The organism is Natrinema pallidum (genome assembly GCF_005890195.1).
In the GTDB taxonomy this organism is placed as follows: Archaea; Halobacteriota; Halobacteria; order Halobacteriales; family Natrialbaceae; genus Natrinema; species Natrinema pallidum.
This window is the reverse complement of sequence record NZ_CP040637.1, coordinates 624,536-643,471: the sequence shown is the minus strand read 5'-3', so window position 1 is coordinate 643,471 and position 18,936 is coordinate 624,536. Positions and strand designations below refer to the sequence as shown.

The 18,936-nt window shown below is 64.9% G+C and carries 19 protein-coding genes; 14 read left to right on the top strand and 5 right to left on the bottom strand.

The window, feature by feature from the left end:
* Positions 1–27 precede the first annotated feature (27 nt).
* Positions 28–567, bottom strand: coding sequence for an HAD family hydrolase (locus FGF80_RS03080; protein WP_138655454.1), 540 nt, complete (start codon positions 565–567; stop codon positions 28–30).
* 163 nt (positions 568–730) lie between these two features.
* Here FGF80_RS03080 and FGF80_RS03075 point away from each other — a divergent pair, with 163 nt between their 5' ends.
* On the top strand, positions 731–3,505 hold the full coding sequence (locus FGF80_RS03075; protein ID WP_138652157.1) for a type IV pilin N-terminal domain-containing protein: 2,775 nt from the start codon (positions 731–733) through the stop codon (positions 3,503–3,505).
* Positions 3,506–3,567: 62 nt separating this feature from the next.
* On the opposite strand, the gene FGF80_RS03070 is transcribed toward FGF80_RS03075, so the two are convergent.
* A complete protein-coding gene (locus FGF80_RS03070; RefSeq protein ID WP_006184707.1) occupies positions 3,568–4,248 on the bottom strand; it encodes a helix-turn-helix domain-containing protein in 681 nt (226 codons plus the stop codon).
* A 201-nt stretch (positions 4,249–4,449) separates the two neighbouring features.
* Positions 4,450–5,763, bottom strand: coding sequence for an HAD family hydrolase (locus tag FGF80_RS03065; RefSeq protein ID WP_006184708.1), 1,314 nt, complete (start codon positions 5,761–5,763; stop codon positions 4,450–4,452).
* A 162-nt stretch (positions 5,764–5,925) separates the two neighbouring features.
* On the opposite strand from FGF80_RS03065, the gene FGF80_RS03060 reads away from it, so the two are divergent.
* On the top strand, positions 5,926–7,050 hold the full coding sequence (locus FGF80_RS03060) for a glucose 1-dehydrogenase (protein ID WP_006184709.1): 1,125 nt from the start codon (positions 5,926–5,928) through the stop codon (positions 7,048–7,050).
* Positions 7,047–7,700, top strand: coding sequence for a transcriptional regulator GfcR (gfcR, locus tag FGF80_RS03055; RefSeq protein ID WP_006184710.1), 654 nt, complete (start codon positions 7,047–7,049; stop codon positions 7,698–7,700). Before FGF80_RS03060 ends, gfcR begins: the two co-directional genes overlap by 4 nt.
* A 231-nt stretch (positions 7,701–7,931) precedes the next feature.
* Here the strand turns inward: gfcR and FGF80_RS03050 are convergent, their stop codons facing one another.
* Positions 7,932–8,894: a transcription initiation factor IIB gene (locus FGF80_RS03050; protein WP_006184711.1), complete on the bottom strand. Its 963-nt coding sequence runs from the start codon at positions 8,892–8,894 to the stop codon at positions 7,932–7,934.
* Between the two features lie 162 nt (positions 8,895–9,056).
* Here FGF80_RS03050 and rnhA point away from each other — a divergent pair, with 162 nt between their 5' ends.
* Both rnhA and FGF80_RS03040 read left to right on the top strand, forming a co-directional pair.
* A complete protein-coding gene (gene rnhA, locus FGF80_RS03045) occupies positions 9,057–9,650 on the top strand; it encodes a ribonuclease HI (RefSeq protein ID WP_138652155.1) in 594 nt (197 codons plus the stop codon).
* A gap of 320 nt (positions 9,651–9,970) precedes the next feature.
* Positions 9,971–10,606 (top strand): DUF7108 domain-containing protein, encoded by a 636-nt coding sequence (locus FGF80_RS03040; RefSeq protein WP_138652153.1) that lies wholly within the window; start codon positions 9,971–9,973, stop codon positions 10,604–10,606.
* Here the strand turns inward: FGF80_RS03040 and FGF80_RS03035 are convergent.
* Positions 10,603–10,962 (bottom strand): PadR family transcriptional regulator, encoded by a 360-nt coding sequence (locus FGF80_RS03035; protein WP_006184714.1) that lies wholly within the window; start codon positions 10,960–10,962, stop codon positions 10,603–10,605. The two genes, FGF80_RS03040 and FGF80_RS03035, sit on opposite strands and share 4 nt — an antisense overlap.
* 204 nt (positions 10,963–11,166) lie before the next feature.
* On the opposite strand from FGF80_RS03035, the gene FGF80_RS03030 reads away from it, so the two are divergent.
* From FGF80_RS03030 to FGF80_RS02995, 9 genes are all read left to right on the top strand, one after another.
* The gene (locus FGF80_RS03030; protein ID WP_006184715.1) at positions 11,167–11,697 is read left to right on the top strand and encodes an inorganic diphosphatase; all 531 of its coding nucleotides are present in this window, start codon (positions 11,167–11,169) and stop codon (positions 11,695–11,697) included.
* Positions 11,698–11,838: 141 nt separating this feature from the next.
* Positions 11,839–11,973, top strand: a complete 135-nt coding sequence (locus FGF80_RS19735) for a hypothetical protein (RefSeq protein ID WP_269150340.1) — start codon at positions 11,839–11,841, stop codon at positions 11,971–11,973.
* A gap of 184 nt (positions 11,974–12,157) precedes the next feature.
* The gene (locus FGF80_RS03025; RefSeq protein WP_138652151.1) at positions 12,158–13,501 is read left to right on the top strand and encodes an alkaline phosphatase family protein; all 1,344 of its coding nucleotides are present in this window, start codon (positions 12,158–12,160) and stop codon (positions 13,499–13,501) included.
* Between the two features lie 69 nt (positions 13,502–13,570).
* Positions 13,571–13,939 carry a hypothetical protein gene (locus FGF80_RS03020; RefSeq protein WP_006184718.1) on the top strand — a complete coding sequence of 123 codons (369 nt, stop codon included), beginning with the start codon at positions 13,571–13,573 and terminating at the stop codon, positions 13,937–13,939.
* A gap of 239 nt (positions 13,940–14,178) precedes the next feature.
* Positions 14,179–14,592 carry a DUF371 domain-containing protein gene (locus tag FGF80_RS03015; RefSeq protein WP_006184719.1) on the top strand — a complete coding sequence of 138 codons (414 nt, stop codon included), beginning with the start codon at positions 14,179–14,181 and terminating at the stop codon, positions 14,590–14,592.
* 105 nt (positions 14,593–14,697) lie between these two features.
* Entirely contained in the window at positions 14,698–15,528 is an 831-nt protein-coding gene (locus tag FGF80_RS03010; RefSeq protein ID WP_138652149.1) for an endonuclease III domain-containing protein, read from the top strand.
* Positions 15,529–15,717: 189 nt separating this feature from the next.
* A complete protein-coding gene (bluB, locus tag FGF80_RS03005) occupies positions 15,718–16,392 on the top strand; it encodes a 5,6-dimethylbenzimidazole synthase (RefSeq protein ID WP_006184721.1) in 675 nt (224 codons plus the stop codon).
* Positions 16,393–16,625: 233 nt separating this feature from the next.
* Positions 16,626–17,771, top strand: coding sequence for an ABC transporter substrate-binding protein (locus FGF80_RS03000; RefSeq protein ID WP_138652147.1), 1,146 nt, complete (start codon positions 16,626–16,628; stop codon positions 17,769–17,771).
* 17 nt (positions 17,772–17,788) lie between these two features.
* Complete coding sequence (locus FGF80_RS02995; protein WP_138652145.1) at positions 17,789–18,934, top strand: ABC transporter ATP-binding protein; 1,146 nt, start codon at positions 17,789–17,791, stop codon at positions 18,932–18,934.
* Positions 18,935–18,936: the final 2 nt, after the last annotated feature.

Here is an 18,936-nt window from a genome sequence, read left to right as displayed (position 1 = left end):
GACTCGAGCGCCCGAGCGGGATCGGCGTCAGACACCGGACGGTCCATCGCCGACGTACTCGAAGTCGGTCCCCGCCCGTTCTGCGGTCCGCCGGTCCCGCGCGGAGTCACCGACGAACAGCGCCCGCTCGGGTTCGGCTCCGAGTTCGCGGACGGTCGCGAGCAGCGGTTCCGGGTCCGGCTTCCACGTCGCGACCGTATCGCGGCCGACGACGGCGTCGACCGCCATCGTCAGCGCGTGTTCCTCGAGCGCGATCCGACACGCCCGTTCGCAGTTCAGCGAACAGACGCCGGCCGGCGGCGATCGTTCGAGCAGTTCGTCGGCGCGGACGAGGCGGCGCGACGTTCGCGCCCCGTCGTGTTCGTGGGCCGCGATGGCCGACTCCACCTCGGCGGCCAGTCCGACCTCGGCCGCGATCTCGAGCATGTCCCAGAGGCCGTCGCTCGGCGGTTCGACGTTCGCGTTGTCGTACACCGTGCGGACGTCGACGGCGACGGCGTTCCAGTCGACGTCCAGGTCCACGAGCGTGCCGTCCAGATCGTAGACGATGGCGTCGTACTCGGTCATGGCCGCCGATACGAGCGGCAGCAGAATAGGGACGTCGGTCATGGCCCCGCCGAGCGAGGGTTCGATGGCAGATCGCCGGCGCTCGAACGACTCACATGCGATGATTGCGCGAACGTTTCAGTAGTTCAGAAGGTTAAAGGAGGCAACTACTGAACGATCGGGCATGCGAAGACGCGAACTGCTCGTCGGAAGCGGAACCGCCGCGACCGTTGCTCTCTCCGGATACGCGGGCGCGGTCGCAGACGACGCCGCCGACGCCAGCCAGTCGGGGCTGTCGGCCGATCCCGAGAGCCTCCTTGAACTGCTCCCCGCAGAATCGGCCCTCGACACGACCTATCGCCGCCTTCATTACGCCCGCGTCGGTGAGACTGACGGGTCCGAATTAGAATATGTGATTCGACACATCTCGGAACACGCCGACGAGATCGATGGCGAGTTCGATACCGACGCGGTCTCCGCGGCGGTTTCAGTGGTTGCGGGGGACGATGACTTCGGGATCAGCGCCGCGTCCGGCTCGTTCGGCCGGCTGACATCCGGCGACGCTGTCGAACGCGGTGAGTGGCGGATCGGAACCCTCGACAGCGATGCCGCGTTCGCGTCCGCCGACGGGCGTCTCGTCGTCGTCTCGGTCTCCGAGCGGGATCCGACCGACATCGCCGAGACGGTTGTCGACGCCGCCACCGGCGAGACGGACACCGTCTTGGTCGATCCCGAGGCGACTGCACCAGTCTTCGAACGGCTCGCGGATTCGAACGACATCGTCTTTCTTCCCAACCTCGATAAGGCACGCCACCTCGAGTTCACCGACGGAGTCGCGTCACTCGCCGTCGGATTCGATCAGCCCCGGGAAACGGGTTCGGGAACCGTCGAGTCGGAGTACGTCTTCGAACCCGCATCGGACGCCGCTGTCGACGACGACTGGATCACCGAGCGCCTCGAGCGCTTCGAACAGGGCGAGGTCGTCGAAACGACGGTCACTCGGGAGGGCGCGTTCGTCCGCGTCGACGCGGTCATCGACCAGCCGCCCGAACGCGACCGCGATGCGGCACCCGACGCACGCATTCGCGTTCGTTCGCACGCGGACGACGGGCTCGCGACCATCGAACACGTCGGCGGCGAATCGGTCGATACCGCCGATCTCGAGGTGTGGGTCGACGGCGAACTCGCGGACGTGCAACTCGCGGACGAGCGGGACTCGTTTTCCGAGGGCGATACCGTCGAACTCGAAACCGGGCCGATCGCCGACGTCGGACTCCGATGGATCGACGAGAGCGAGGACGTCTACTACTATTACGATCGGACGCTCGTCGGATCGGAGTCGTTCGAGTCGAGCTACGACGCCGCGACGGAGACCGCGGAGATCACGTACGACGGGGACCTCGCGGCCGATCCGGACCGTCTCGAGGTGGTCCACCGACAAAGCGACGAATACCGGAATGACCGACGGCCTGACACGGACCGGTCGGCCGTGACGGACGTGTCGGGATCGCTCACTCGCGGCGATACGATCACAGTCGACGACGTTACTTACGGCGATCGGGTCTCCCTCGAATTGACGGCACCGCCCAACCCGAACCGCGGACAGCAGTCGCTGGCTCACGTCCGCGTTCGGCCGCCGCGGCTGTCCCTCCGTCGCCACGAGGGGACCCTCGTCGTGCGGTACCACGGCGATCAGGAACGCGACGCCGACGACTTTCGCCTGCTGTTCGACGACGAACCCGCCGACGTACAGTTCGCCGATCGAGCCGAGACCCTCTCGTCGGATACCGAACTCGAGTTCGGCGAGGTCCCCCACGGCACTACCGTCGCCGTCGAGTGGCTCGAGCCCGACGACCCGTCCGTCATCGAAGAGCGGGTCCTCCGCCCCCACGCACGCGTCGATATCACGTACGACGACGAGGACGGGACGGCCGTTGCCGACTACACGGACGGAGAGGAAATCCCCGCCGACGACCTCGAGCTACGGATCAACACCGAGCCCGCGGACCGGCAGCCGGCCGACGAATACGAGACGTTCGCACCCGGTGATGACCTCAGCACGGCCGTCACTCCGTTCGCGGTGGTCAAACTCGTCTGGACGGGTCCCGAAGACACCGAAGACGTTCTGGGTCGGACGTTCGTCGGTCCGGAGTCGCTCGATGCCACCTACGATCCCGACGCCGAGACGGTCGAACTCGTCTACACGGGCGAGCAACCGGCCGACCCGTCGGTGCTGTCGATCGACTACACCAGCGGTGATCGGCCTCGGTCCGACGACCGGGAGGACTTCAACCCCTTCTCCGGAGAGTACGACACGCTGACTACGGGCGACAGCGTGGTGATCGACGACGTGGCGGCCGATGACCGAATCACCGTTATGCTGGTTCAGAAGGGATATAACTTCACATCCAGTCAATCTATTTACCATTTCACGCCGGCTCCGCGACGGACGTTTACGCTCGAGAATCGGGCGAACGGGCTCGTCGCCGTCTACCGCGGGGAAGACGACCGCGACGCCGGTGCCTTCGAATTCCGAGTCGACGGAGAACCGAGCGACGTCCAGCCGGCCGATCGGTACGATACGCTGACGACCGACGACGAGATCGAACTGGGGCGCTTCGATGCCGGAACCGAAGTCACCGTCGAATGGGTCGCTCCCGATGACCCATATGAGGTCACCGATCACGTCGTCCTCCCCGACGCCGATTTCGACATCGAATACGACGCCGAGGAGGAAACGGTAACCGTCGAACACGCGGGCGGTGACGAGATCGACGCCGCCGACCTCGGTGTCGTCGTCGAGCCCTCCGGTCTCGAGCCGCGCGGCTGGGAGGAGCAGGAGACGGTTTCGAAAGGTGATACCACGACGATCGATGTCGACAGTGATCGGGAGCCGCAAATGGTCGCGGTCGTGTTTGGAGAACGACAGACGATCAGTCACGAACGGATCGACGAGTAGCGCCCGTCCGGATCGAATCGGTCCCTCGTTTCAGCTCGCTTCCGTGTCGGCTCCGTTCGTCGTCAGTCCAGCGTCGCCATTTCGCCCGTCGGGTCGTCCAACTGCTCGCCCGCGAGCACGCGGTTCGCCCGGCGGAGCCGCTCGGAAAGGGCCTGGTGGGAGATGTCGAGTTCGTTCGCGAGTTCCTCGAGCGATATCTCTCGCGGAACGTCGTAGTAGCCCTGTCGGTAGGCCTCGGCGATGGCCTCCCGCTGGGGCTCGGTCAGCGCGGCCGTCGTCTCGAGGGCCTCGTCCTGGCCGGCCTCGACCATGCGCCTGACATCGATGCGGACGCCCTGCTCCTCGATGTCCGAGACGGCAGTCGAGAGTTCCTCGCGACGGGGAAAGAGCAGCCGAAGCGTCCACCGCCCGTCCGATACCTGCGCGTCGAGTACTGTGCCGCCGTGGGTGTAGACGCACCGACAGACCGACGCGACCGCCTCGGTGTACGTAAGCCGGTAGAACAGGTCGCCGGCCTCGGTATCGGCGAGTAGTCGGCGATACTCGTCGACGGTCGGGTCCGTTTCGAGGGTTGCCTCGAGATCGGCGCGGTCGACGTTCGAGAACCAGACGAGCGGCACCGTTCGGACCGGCCCCTCCGCGACGACGCTCTCGACGCGGACCTCGAGAGCCGGGAGTTGTTGGACGGTCTCTGCGAGTGCGAACTCGTCCGTCGAAAGCGAGAGTTCTGCGATCGTCGTCATTGGGAGTCACCTCGGAACGCGTACTCGAATCCAGTCGGCCGCCGAGACCGCTGTCGGAGCGGGACATGGACTCGTCTCAGCAGTATCCAGTCGATCCGCTCGCGTCGTCGATCGTGGTCGTCCGGGTCGTGCTGATAGAAGGGAGGACTCGAATACGGTTGATGAGACGGCTTTTGTATTCCGGCAGTTTAAGTGGCCACGTCACCCGAGACGAGCCAGTCGGTTGAGCGCGTACGCCGTCTGGAGCACGTCGACGCTCTTGCCGCGATCGAAGACGAGTTCGTCCGTCTCGAGGACGTGTTCCAGGGTATCCTGCGAGGCGTGTTCCGGGGCGGCGGCGATGCCGGCGTCGTTGTCGGCGGCCCACTCCATGACCCGGAGATCGCTCTTGGAGTCTCCCATCACGAGCGCGAACGGGTCGTCGACGCCGAGGACGTCGAGCGCGCGTTCGACGCCGACGACCTTGTTGAGTTCGAGGCTGCCGATCTCGGCCGCGTCGGCCTCGTAGTAGGCGACGTCGATGCGATCGAGGACGGCCGCGAGGGAGTCGGGAACGTCCGCGGCGTCGAGGGCCGGATACGCACCTTCGCCCTCGAGCACGGCCCTGATTTCGGGGTCCTGCGCGGCGTAGAAGGCGCGGGTCCAGTCCGCGACCGTCTCGCCCGCCAGTTCCGTCCCGCCGTTCGCACCGTCACCCGCCGTCCCGCTGCCCGCATCGCCCGCGTCGCTCCCGTCCGCCTCGAGCGTCGTCCCGACGGCATCGGCGAGCAGGTCGATGAGATAGACCAGCGCCTCGTCGATGATCTCCCGGGCGTCGGCCGAGCCGGTTTCGTAGTTGGGTTTCATCGTGACGTTGAACTCGTTGCCCTGGAGGTGACAGCCGCGACGGAGGTCCTCGGGCGCTTCGGGCAGGACCCGCGAGCGAACGTCGTCGAAGACCGTCCGGATCGACTCCTCGAGGTCCTCGTAGAGCAACTGCTTCGTCTGTGCGCCGTGTCCGGGGGTGAACACGCCCGTCCCCGCTTCGTAGACGATCGAGAGGGACCCCGAATGGACGATTTCGCTGCCGAGTCCCTGGATCGCAAAGCCCTTGACGTTTTCCAGGGTCTGACCCGTACAGATGACGATCGGGATGCCGGCGTCGTAGAACTCCGTCAGCATGTGCAGCGTGTCCCGCGGGATCTCGTTGTCCGTCCCGCCTGCGGACCGCAGCGTTTCGTCGACGTCTAACACGAGGACGTTAACCGCCCGGCCGTACTTCGCCTCGAGATCGAGCGCCGTAAAGGCCTGATCGCGGGTCGCCCGCGCGGCGATCTCAGCGAACGTCTCCCCGGCCGCGAACGACGAGCGGATCTCGTCCTTGCGCTCCTCGAGTTGCTCGGTCGCCTCCTGCCAGTGCTCGAGAGCGACCCGCGAGTCGACGGCGGGAAAGACGTCGACGAACTCCTGGAACTCCCGTAACGTCTTCGTGTCGTACTCATCGTAGAGCTGATAGACGAGGTCGTATCGTTCCATGTGGCCTACAGGCATGGGCAGGCGGTTAACCGTTTCCAGTGATGGTCGCGTCGGGATGGGCGTTCGATCCGTTCGTGCATTGGTGACAGTCCTGTCATCTCCTATGAGGTATTTACTCGGGAGGGAATAAATATTTATCATCATGGTTCCTACTGGGGTCATATGAAAGCCATCGCAGTTACGCCCGGAGCGGGCGTCCCGGAAGTCGTCGAGCGGCCCGTTCCCGCTCCGTCTCCCGGCGAGGCGCTCGTTCGGATCTGCCGCGTGGGCGTCGACGGGACCGATTACGAAGTCATCGACGGAACCCACGGCAGCGTCCCCGACGGCGACGATCGCCTGATTCTCGGCCACGAGGCCGTCGGCATCGTCGCGGACGCGAACGGAACGGCCCTCGAGGAGGGCCAGTACGTCGTCCCGACGGTTCGACGACCGCCGCCGGGCGTCGAGACGAACGCGTACTTCGAACGCGGTGAGCCCGATATGGCACCGGACGGCGAGTACGTCGAACGCGGGATCGTCGGGGCCCACGGGTTCATGGCCGAGTTCGTGACGAGTCCGGCCGACTGCCTCGTTCCGATCCCGGCCGACCTGGCTCCGATGGGCTTTCTCGTCGAACCGATCAGCATCACCGAAAAGGCGATCGAACACGCCCGCGCGACCCGCTCGGCGTTCGACTGGCGGCCCGCGTCCGCGCTCGTCCTCGGGACCGGTTCGCTGGGACTGTTGACCGCCGCGATGCTCACGGAGACCCTCGAGTACGACCGCGTGTACTGTCTCGGCCGAAAGGACCGGCCGCATCCGACGATCGATATCGTCGATCGGCTCGGCGCGACGTACATCGATTCCCGGGAGACGCCGGTCTCCGAGATCCCCGCCGCCTACGAACCGATGGATCTCGTCTACGAGGCGACCGGCCACGCGAAACACGCGTTCGAGGCGATCGAAGCGCTGGCTCCCAACGGCGTCGCCGCCCTGCTGGGCGTCCCCGGCGATTGGACGTTCGAGGTCGACGGCGGGCACCTCCACCGCGAACTCGTGCTCTCGAACAAGGCGCTCGTCGGCAGCGTCAACTCGAATCGCGGACACTTCGAGGCGGCCATCGATACCCTTTCCGCGCTTCCCGACTGGGTGCTCACGGAGATCGTCTCCGGGGTCTACGACCTCGCGGCCCTCGAGCGGGCGTTTCCGGAGGTGACCGCACCCGTCGCGGCGGCCGGCGGCGGCTCGACGGCGAGTCCGGATGACGATACGACTATAAAAACGGCGATCGAATTCGAGGACATATGAAAAACGTTGACGACCTCATCGAGAGTGCGGCCGAGCTCGCGGCCCGCGGCCTCTCGAAGGGCGAAATCGCGGACGAGCTGAACGTCTCCCGGGAGACCGCCAGCTGGCTCGTCGAGCGCAGCAGCACGCCCGCTCAGTCGACCGAGCAGGCATCTAGCCCGCCGGCAAGCGGTGGCACCGGGCCACAGGACATCCACGTCGACTGGTCCGCGATCGGCCGGGACAGCAAGCGAATGAACGCCATCGCCTCGGCAATGGCCGACATGCTCGCCAAACACGGCGAGGACATCGACCTGACGATCGGTATCGAGAAAGCCGGCGGTCCCATCGCCACTCTCGTCGCGCGTGAACTCGAGACCGACCTCGGAACCTACACCCCCGCCAAACACCAGTGGGAGGAAGGCGACATCGAGGAACTCGGCGGGACGTTCAGCCGGAACTTCGCCGGCATCCGCGACCGCGAGTGTTACATCGTCGACGACACCATCACCAGCGGCACCACCATGCGTGAGACCATCGAGGCGATCCGCGCCGAGGGCGGTAAACCGCTGGCCTGTGTCGTCCTCGCGGATAAGCAAGGACTCGAGGAACTCGACGGCGTCCCGGTCTACTCGCTATTGCAGGTCATCAGCGTCGGCAAGGACGAGTAGTCGGTACATCCCACGAGCGGACGACTCACACCGATCGCACAGCCGTCGTGCGATCTGGTGTGCGGTGGCGTTCGGTGGCTCCTCCCGACGCGATCGGGCGTCCTTCTCTCGGCCAGCGGCGGGCCGACTCGAGTGACACGTCCATCTGTCGCTCGAGCGAGAACGCCCCGCGTGCGGCGGCTGGCCGGCCGACACTCGCGGGAAAAATGACCGCTCCGAAACGGCGAGGCCCTAACCGTGAATGCCCATCGCTTCGATCTGCTCTTGATACCGGTTCCGGATCGTCACCTCGGTCACCTGTGCGACATCGGCGACCTCGCGTTGGGTCTTCTTCTCGTTGCAAAGCAGCGACGCGGCGTAGATCGCGGCGGCGGCGTAGCCGGTCGGTGACTTGCCCGACAGCAATCCTTCCTCGGCCGTTTTCTCGATGATCTCGTTGGCCTTGGTCTGGACTTCCTCGGACAGTTCGAGTTCAGAACAGAAGCGCGGGACGTACTTTTTCGGGTCGACGGGTCGCATCTCGAGGCCGAGTTCCTGCGAGATGTATCGATACGTGCGACCGATTTCTTTGCGTTCGACGCGGGAGACTTCCGAGATTTCCTCGAGACTTCGCGGGATCCCTTCCTTGCGACAGGCGGCGTACAGCGCGGAGGTCGCGACGCCCTCGATCGAGCGCCCGCGGATGAGGTCTTCCTTGAGCGCGCGCCGGTAGATGACCGACGCGACCTCGCGGACGGATCGCGGAACACCGAGCGCGGAGGCCATCCGATCGATTTCACTGAGTGCGAACTGGAGATTACGTTCGCCGGCGTCTTTCGTTCGAATGCGTTCCTGCCACTTGCGGAGCCGGTGCATCTGACTCCGCTTCTTCGACGAAATAGAGCGGCCGTAGGCGTCCTTGTCCTTCCAGTCGATGGTCGTCGTCAGTCCCTTGTCGTGCATCGTCTGGGTCGTCGGCGCGCCGACGCGGGACTTCTCCTGTCGTTCCTGGTGGTTGAACGCCCGCCACTCCGGGCCGGGATCGATCTGTTCTTCCTCCACGACGAGCCCACAATCTTCACAGATGAGCTCACCCCGGTCGGAGTCCTTAACGAGATTATCCGATTCACACTCGGGGCAGGCACGTACCCCCTCCTGATCCTCGGTCTCGTCCGTCTCGCGCGTTCGCTCCCGCTGGCGGGTGGACCGTGTCATCGCACTTTTATAGTAGTATCACCACGCTATATAAATGTTGGGTAAGGTATTTCGGACACTACAGCTTATCCGCCGAAAACGACCAGGAGAACGGTTGAAAGGCGAGGTTTACGATCCGAAACCGGAACGACTTTATCCGGGACTGGCCGATCACGGAGACGAATGCCGGTCATCGAGTGCGACGTCGAGGCGGCTCGCGACCGACTCGAGGCGGCGGGCGTGACCGTCGACTCGGGCAACACTGACCACGAACGCTGGCGAGCGAGTCGCGGCGGCGCGACCGCGGTCGCGTACGATGACAAGATCGTCATCCAGGGATCGGACCCGCGTGACATCGAGGCGCTGCTCCGCGAGGGTGGCGGTCGCGCCCACGTCTACTTCGACGGCGGCTCTCGGGGCAATCCCGGTCCGGCCGCGATCGGCTGGGTGATCGTCACCGGCGACGGCATCGTCGCCGAAGGCGGCGAGACGATCGGGACGGCGACGAACAACCAGGCCGAGTACGAGGCCCTGATCACCGGTCTCGAGGCCGCCCGCGACTACGACTACGACGAGGTCCACGTCCGGGGCGACTCCGAACTCATCGTCAAACAGGTCCGCGGCGAGTACGACACCAACGACCCCGACCTCCGCGAGAAGCGCGTGACCGTCCGCGAACTGCTCCGCGGGTTCGACGAGTGGACCCTCGAGTACGTCCCTCGCGAGGTCAACGATCGCGCGGACGGCCTCGTGAACGAGGCGCTGGATCAGGCCTAAATTCGCGCAGTACAGCCGACCGACGTATCGTCCGGCTCGAGCGACCGACGTGCAGTGGCGCGCACTGTCGGTCGGCCGAACGATAGTGAGGTCGGCCGATGACACTGTGCGAGGGATGAGCGAACGAACAGCGTGAGTGAGCGAATCGGTTGGGGAGGGCGTGGCTCCTCCGTGGTGCCACGATAGCTGGACACGCTTTGTCGACGCGTTCACTCTCGGTTGGCCCGTTCCGTTCTCACCCCCTTAGCAGGCGACTCGAACGCGCCCACCGACAACGCGGACCGGCAAGCGGAAACCCGCCCGCGTCCATACACTCCCCTATGACCGATCCGAACGCGATCGACGCCGACGGTGCGGCCGGCGAGCAGAACCGAGACGCCACCACCGATCCGAACGCCGGGGACCTTCCCCGCGGGGTCGTCGACGAAGTCGAACGGCTGACGCGACTCGAGCGCACCGCGGTCGACGAAAACGAAATCACGGCCTACAAGGAACGGCGTGACGAGTTGCTCGACGATCACGACTTCACCGCCCGCATCCGCGACGACGACGGCGACGACGTGCTCGTGTGCCATCCCGAGGCGTGGCACGAGGACGGCATCATCCGGACCGACCGCATCGAGGATATCGACCGCGCGGTCGAGATTCCGCTCGAGGGGACCGCGGACCCGGACGACTGGGAGTCGGTCGACGACTATAATCGCGACCTCGTCGCGGCGGTCAGGGAAGCCCACGGCGACGTTCACGGCGACAACGCGGCGTTGCTCGCCGACTTTGCCGGCAACCACTACGCGAAGCCCATGGACTCGCTGACGAGCGCGGAACTCGCGGAGTTCGGAACGGAGTACGTGGTCCGAAACGCGTGGCCGTCGGAAAAACAACGGGAAGTGTTGGCGGAGTCGACGAAACTGGTCTTCGAGACGGCGGACGAGCCGGTCCCGGAGATCCAGTTCTAGTAGCTTTCGTCGACGATCTCGCGGATCTCGTCGGCGCGGTCGTCGCCCGTGACGACCTTCGAGAGGGACCACGTGATGCCGTCGAGGACGGCGTCGTAGCCGTCGTCGGTCAGGGAATACTGGTTGGTTCGCTTGTCGAGTTCGCTTTTCTCGACCAGCCCCAGATCGACGAGTTCGTCGAGGTTGGGGTAGAGTCGGCCGTGGTTGACCTCCGTCCCGTAGTAGTCCTCGAGTTCCCGCTTGATCGCCAGGCCGTACATCGGCTCTTTGGCCAGGATGACGAGGATGTTGTTCTGGAAGGCCGTGAGTTCGCGTGCAATACTCTGCTCGCCGGTGATTGATTGTGCCTCTGACATACGTGTGTAAATGTCACCAGACTATTTAAGACTTGTCAACTAATCCTTCGTATCAGTCGGTAGTACAACACGCTACCGACGCAACATCGCCGGACACTGGTGTTGGTGCCCGATTCGTGTCTGTTTGATTTCTGGCAACCGTCACGTAGATGGTGACACTCGATTACGAAAGTACTTTTTGATCGACCGTGGACTCTCAGGTACATGGTCAACCTCTGGGAAGACCTCGAGACCGGACCGAATCCGCCAGAAGAGATCTACGCCGTCGTGGAGTGTCTCAAGGGCGAGCGCAACAAGTACGAGTACGACAAGGACGTCCCCGGCGTCGTCCTCGACCGCGTGCTCCACAGCAACGTCCACTATCCGAGCGACTACGGGTTCATCCCGCAATCGTACTACGACGACGAGGACCCCTTCGATGTGCTCGTCCTCGTCGAGGATCAGACGTTCCCCGGCTGTGTCATCGAAGCGCGCCCGGTCGCGCTGATGAAGATGGACGACGACGGCGAGCAAGACGACAAGGTCATCGCAGTTCCCAGCGAGGACCCGCGTTACGATCACATCGAGGACCTCGACGATATCCCCCAGCAGCAACTCGACGAGATCGACGAGTTCTTCGCGACCTACAAGAACTTGGAGGAGGGCAAGGAAGTCGAGACCCAGGGCTGGGAGGACAAACAGGCCGCCTACGACGCGATCGAGCACGCCCAGGAACTCTACGACGAGCACTTCTAAGCGGGACCCGCCGTATTCACGGCCCGCAATCGTCTGCTATCGCCGCCGCGAACGGATACCCGAGAGTTATCCGCGGCCGGCCCGCCGATTCGTTATGAGCATGGGTAATTTTATCCCCGTCCCCGCCGTAGCCGTTCCCGTATGGCAGCATCCGATTCCGGTCCGCGAACGGCATCGTCGGCCGACAACGGGGCCGAATCCGCCGTCGGCATGGCCCACCCCACGGTCGTTCCGACCAACTTCGATCCCGAGGACGCGAGCGAACGCGACTCGTAGCCCGCCTCGAGTTCGTGCGGCGGTCCGCGATCGATCACGGACTCGTCCGCCGTTCGCGTCGGTCGATACCCCGTCACCGTGATCCGTGGCGAGTGCGCGGTAAATCAACCGACGGAGTCTCGGCCGTTCGCAAAACACTGTCTCGAAACGAACCTTCTTGTATGCGGTCGAACTACGTCCGCCCATGGGTCTGTTCGACCGATTACGGGGCGACGGCGATCCCCGGGTCGCATTTATCGGGGTCGACGGCGTGCCGTATAGTCTCCTCTCGGAGAACGAGGAACTGTTCCCGAACTTTGCTGCGCTCGCTGCCGACGGGACCGCCGAGGAGATCTCGAGCATCGTCCCGCCGGAATCCAGCGCCTGCTGGCCGTCGCTGACGACCGGGATGAACCCCGGCGAGACGGGCGTTTACGGCTTCCAGGACCGGGAGATCGGCACCTACGACACCTACGTTCCGATGGGCCGTGATGTCCAGGCCGAGCGCGTCTGGGACCGCGTGCAGGAGACCGGGCGCAAGGCGACCGTAATGAACGTCCCCGTCACGTTCCCGCCCCAGCGCGACGTCCAGCGGATGGTCTCCGGGTTCCTCTCGCCCGGCCTCGACAAGGCCGCCTATCCCGACGATGTCCGCGACTACCTCGAGACGCTCGATTATCGGATCGACGTCAACCCGAAACTCGGCCACCAGGACGACAAAGCGGAGTTCATCGAGGACGCTCACGCCACGATCGACGCCCAGTTCGAGGCCTTCAAACACTACATCGAGGAGGACGACTGGGACCTGTTCTTCGGCGTCTTCATGACCACCGACCGGGTCAACCACTTCCTGTTCAAGGATTACGAGCGCGACGGCGAGAACAAGGAGGCGTTCATCGAGTTCTACAAGAAAGTCGACGAGTACATCGGCCGCCTTCGAGAGTCGCTGCCGGACGACGTCACCATAATCGTCGCCTCCGATCACGGCTTTACCAGCCTCGACTACGAGGTTCATTTCAACGAGTGGCTCCGAGAGGAGGGGTGGCTCTCTTTCCGAACCGACGACCCCGAGGAACTGAACGACATTGCCGACGATACGACGGCCTACTCGTTCATCCCCGGCCGCTTCTATATCAACCTCGAGGGGCGTGAACCGCGCGGTACCGTCACCGAAGACGAGTACGACGCGGTCCGCGACGAACTCAAGGCCGCCCTCGAGGCGCTCGAGGGGCCCGACGGCAACCCGGTCGTCGATCGCGTCGTCGAGAAGGAAGCGGCCTTCCGCGGCGATCACGACGATATCGCACCGGACCTGGTCGCGATTCCGAACAACGGCTTCGACCTCAAATCCGGCTTCAAGGGTGATGCGGAGGTCTTCGATACCGGGCCGCGAAACGGGATGCACAGCTTCGACGATACGTCGCTGTACATCGACCACCCCGACGCGACGATCGACAACGCCGATCTCTTCGACATCACGCCGACGATCCTCGATCTGATGGACATCGAGTACAGCCGCGGCGACTTCGACGGCGCGAGCCTGCTCTAGCCCTCGAGACATCGCGGTCGATTCCACGGCCACCACAACACGCTTCAGTTTCGATGTGAACGGTTTCGTATGAAACGCTGGGTCGTGGTCGCCGGCTGTCTGGGCGTGGCGGTTCTGCTGGCCGGGCTCGTAAGCGCCATCACCGAGAGCGCCGCGATCCTGGGCGTTACCCCGGCCGGTATCGGTCTCTATCTGGCAGTCGGTATCGGACTCCCGCAGTATCTACTCTACAGAACGAGCCGTTCTCCGCTCCAACTCGGACTGGCAATCCTCGCAGTCGCCGGTGCCGCGATCGCGGTCCTCGTCGGTCTCGTCCGCGACTCGCTGCACGCGGACTGGGGAACAGGGTTCATCGTACTCCTGGTGTGCGTCGTGATCGGGAACCTGCTCGGGGCCGGCGTGCGGGCGTTTCGGGCCGGCTATCGGTCCGGCTCGTGAGCGATAGTCGCAACTGAAACGGTTGACACACTGATCGCAACGCTGTCGTGTGATCAGGTATAAAATGACTGTCAGCTGCGGCGATAGGCGGTCCCGCCCGCACCGTAAGCGCTCCGACGCGGATCACTGGCGGAGCCGATTCCTACCCGACCGATCGACTCGCGGGTTGCGAGTTGGCAGCACACGAGGAGCCGAGCCGGATTCGAGGGCGTTTTCCGCTCGGCACCGAACCGACGGCCATGGAAGAGATCATCCACGCTCGCGGCCACGAGCACGTCAGCGCCGAGCATGCGAGTACCTTCGAAGTGACGACCGACGACTACCTCACCCCCGCGGGCGACTGCATCCTCGCGATCGAGGCCGATCGTGCGCCGGCGGACTTCGATCCCGACTTCGTCGCTGCCTGCCGGGACGCCGATGCGACGATTACGGTCACGATCGAGGCCGGTGGCCACACGGAGTCCGTGACGGGCCGCGGCGATCCCGACCTCGAGTTCACCAACGAGCGAAGCGCGGTCGGCCGGACGAGCGAGTACGTCGACGACCGGACGATCGTGAACGGTGCCGAGTTCGCGGCCGACGGGTTCGATCGCGACCTCGTTGACGCGCTGGCCGACGGTGCCGCGGCGACGGTGACGATCACCGTCGAATAGACGCTGCCGCCACGGATCCGACCGACCGACCGACTCGAGCCCTGGAAAATCGGCGGCCGTCGGCAGTCCGTCGCAGTTTTGATGTCGTGGGCCCAACGCGACGATATGAGCGACGATCCGGAGCCCGCAGTCAACATCAGCGGCGGTGCGACGGGCGGCGGTTCGGCGGTCGAGTTCGATCCGGCGACCGCGGCAACCCGCGCGGAGGCGGTCGTCGATCGACTGGGAGAGTTGTTCTGGCAGAAGGAGTACGGCGGCCGGGACGCCTTCACCTGTCTCGTCCGAACGATCCTGAGCCAGAACACCAGCGACAAGGCGAGTCAGCCGGCCCACGACGCACTGCTCGACAGATATGGGGGGCCAGACGTGGACCTCGCCGAATCGCTCGCGAGCGCCGAGCGAGCGACACTCGCGGAAACGATCAGCGGGGCCGGGCTGTACAACCAGAAGTCCGAGACGCTGATCGATACCGCCGAGTGGGTGCTCGAGGAGTTCGGCTCCGCGTCGGCGTTCGATACCTTCGTCAAAGACGAGGAGCCGTCGGTCGTTCGCGAGACGCTCCTTTCGGTCCGCGGCGTCGGGCCGAAGACCGCCGATTGCGTCCTGCTGTTCGCCGGCGGTCGCGGCGGCGTTTTCCCCGTCGACACGCACGTCCATCGCATCTATCGGCGCATGGGGATCGCACCACCCGACGCGGACCACGAAGCGGTTCGCGAGGTCCTCGAGCGTGACGTTCCCGCAGCCAAGTGTGGCTTCGGACACACCGCGACGATCCAGTTCGGCCGCGAGTACTGCCGGGCACGCAAGCCGGCCTGTCTCGAGGACCCCGACGCCTGCCCGATGGCCGACGTATGCGAGCAGGTCGGCGTCTTCCCGGCGACCGGCGAGGTCGTCGACCCGGCCGAAACGTCGGCGGCGACCGAAGCGAACGACTGATCGAGCGTCGTGGGACGGATGGGCGGCGGTCGGTGCCGGCGGCCACGATCCGTCTGAGTGGTCGAAACCCGGTACCGCGGCCCGTCCGCATCCCGAGACCGGCGACGCCGTCGTGACGCCCCCGGCTGGGCGGGACCGGTCCGCGAACGATCGTCGCCTTCATACAAGCGCGCTTTAGCGATTACAATAATGGTTGCATTCACGCCCGCCGAACGGGAGGCGGTCTACAAAGCGATCTACGCCCGTCGGGACATCCGGCGGTTTCGGGACGAGCCGATTCCCGACGAGGTTCTCGAGCGGCTCATCGAGGCGGCACATCACGCGCCGAGCGTTGGCTTCTCACAGCCCTGGGACCTCGTCGTCGTCAAAGACGAGGGGACGAAAAACGACATCGCTGCGATCGCAGAGCGCGCGATCGCCGCTGCCCGCGAGGGGTACGAGGAACCGCGCCGATCCGAGTTCGCCGATCTGAAACTCGAGGGCATCCGCGAGTCGCCGGTCAACGTCTGCGTGACCTGTGATCCGACGCGGGGCGCGCCCCACGTGTTGGGCCGCAGTTCGATGAAGCGCACGGATGTGTACTCGACGTGCCTCGCCGTCCAGAACCTCTGGCTGGCCGCCCGCGCGGAAGGCGTCGGCGTCGGGTGGGTGAGCGTCCTCTACCCCTCCGAGGTTCAGGAAATCCTCGACATCCCACTGCACGTCAAGCCGATCGCGTACCTCTGTCTCGGATACCCGGAGGACGGATTTCCGGAGGAGCCGGTCCTCCAACAGGAAGGGTGGCGCGACCGGCTCGAGGTGGAGCAGCTCGTCCACGAAGAGCAGTGGGACGCGGCCCACCGGGAGCCGACCACTCGTTCGTAGCCCACCCCGGCCGAATCGGCGGGTGGGCGTCCGAGTCGTCCACTCGAGTTGCGGACGGGGCCGACCCCGCAGATACGACTGCGACATGTCGTTTCGTCCCACATCGGTCCCCGGTCTTCGGATCGACGGCTCCCGCTTCGGCCGGTGGGTTCGAGCCGTTGTGAGCGTCCGTAACACGTCTTCGTGACTTCACAACGGTTATATGTCGGAATCGGGGTAGACCCGGGGTACCAATGCCTGCAGGCCCAGATCGGGTTGCAGAGACGAGCGAGTGCGAGTCGGAGTCACCGTCGGAAAACGAGCGGGCGCGGCCCGCGACCTCGCGCCGACGGGTGTTGTCGGCGACGGCGGCCGGATCGGCGACCGCTCTCGCCGGCTGTACGGAACTGCTCTCCAGCGGCGGCGATCCGCTCCGCGTCAGCGTCTGGAGCGGCAACTACGCCGATCGATTCGAGGAATCGGTCGTCTCGAGATACGAAGACGAGTTCGACGCGACGGTCGAAATCCAGCGCGGCTGGAACGATATCCTCACCAACATTCAGACGGCACCGGACGGCGATCCGCCGTACGACGTCACGATCACGGAAGGGAACTTCTACTATCTCGGCCGTCAGGACGATCTCTTCCACGAGATTCGAACGGAGAACGTCCCGAACGTGAACGAACTCATCGATTACTACGCGGAGTTCCGGCCTACGAAGTACGGGCTGCCGGTCGATGGCGCTCCCTGTACCATTATTCACCGCGAGGACATGGGGTTCGAGCCGGACTCCTGGGCCGACCTCTCCTCGGCTGCCGTTCAGGAGAGCAACGGTGTCGGCGTCGACACCGGCTTCTGGTGGTATCCCATGTACGCCGCCGCCGTCGGGATGGACGACGCGCCGCTCGGCGAGGAGATGCACGATGCTGCTCGCCATGACGACGTCCTCGAGACGGTTCGGAACTGGCCGATCGAGAGCTGGGCGAGCTCCGGAGAGGACATCTGGCAGGCCTTCCAAAACGATGTCATCGATGTCGCGCAGTGGTATTACGAGCAGACGGCGTACGACATCGAAGACTACGACGGCCTGACTCACACGATGCCGGAGGAGACGACCGGCTACCTGAACCACTGGTGTGTCGTCAAGGGCACCGACAAGCGCGACCAGGCTGAAGAGTTCATCAACTTCCTCATGGACGCCGAGGTCCAGACCGCCTGGTCGGCGGAGATGCCGACGCTGTTTTGCAACGAGAACACCGAATACGCTGGCGATCTGGCCGCGGATCTACCGAGCAACAGCGAGGAAGCGAAACGCATCGCCTTCCCGGACTGGGAGTTCCTCGCGGAGTACAGCGACGACCTCTCCGACGAGTTCACCGAGATACAGCGGAGTTCCTAAGCTCGCGAACCACAGTTATGTCTGAAATCACGCTTTCCGGACTCGAGAAGCGGTACGGGGACGAACTCGCCGTCGAGGACGTCTCGGTGACGATCGATGATGGCGAACTGCTCTGTCTGCTCGGGCCCAGCGGCAGCGGCAAATCCACGACGCTGCGGATGCTCGCCGGCCTCGAGACGCCGACCGACGGCGACATACGCATCGGCGACGAGGACGTGACCGATCGCCCGGCCTACGAACGCACCACCGCCACGGTGTTTCAGGACTGGGCCCTCTTTCCCAACAAGACCGTCCTCGAGAACGTCGCCTTCGGGCTGAAGATGCAGGGTGTCGGGAAGGAGGACCGCCACGACCGGGCCCGCGAGATGCTCGAGCGCGTTCGAATGGCGGAGTACGCCGACGACGATCCGATGAACCTGAGCGGCGGCCAGAAACAGCGTGTCGCGCTCGCGCGCTCGCTCGCCGTCAACCCCGACGTGTTGTTACTCGACGAGCCGCTGTCGAACCTCGACAAGCGACTCAGCGAGGACATGCAGATCGAACTCCGCGAAATCCACGCGGAACTCGAGGAGACCTTCGTCCACGTGACACACGACCAGGACGAGGCCTTTACCCTCGCCGACCGGATCGGCATCATGGCGGACGGGACCCTCGTCCAGGTCGGCGAGCCGAACGAGGTCTACCAGAACCCCAAAAACAGATTTATCGAGGGGTTCCTCGGCGATACGAACTTCGTCGAGGGGACCGTCGAGCGGACGACACCGGACGCCGTCCGCGTCGAGACCGAACTGGGACGGACCGTCGGCCTCCCGACGGCGGCCGCCGATGCGACCGCGCTCGAGGCGGGCGATGCGGTGACGCTCTCGCTCCGTCCGGAGGTCCTCTCCGTCGAACCGGTGTCGGCGGCGTCCGACGACGCGGAGTCGTCCGGGGCCGTTCGCGCCGACGGGAGCACGACGAACGCCGTCGTCGGGACGATCGAGAACGTGCTCTACCGGGGGTCGACGGTTCGCTACTCCGTCGTCGTCAACGGGACCACGGTCTTCGTCGAGCGCACCGTCGGCGACGGCAGCGCGTTCGACGCCGGTGACGAGATTCGAATCGACTGGGACGGCGCGGACCTCCTTGCGTTCCGCGACGACGGCTCGAGGGTCGACCTGTAACG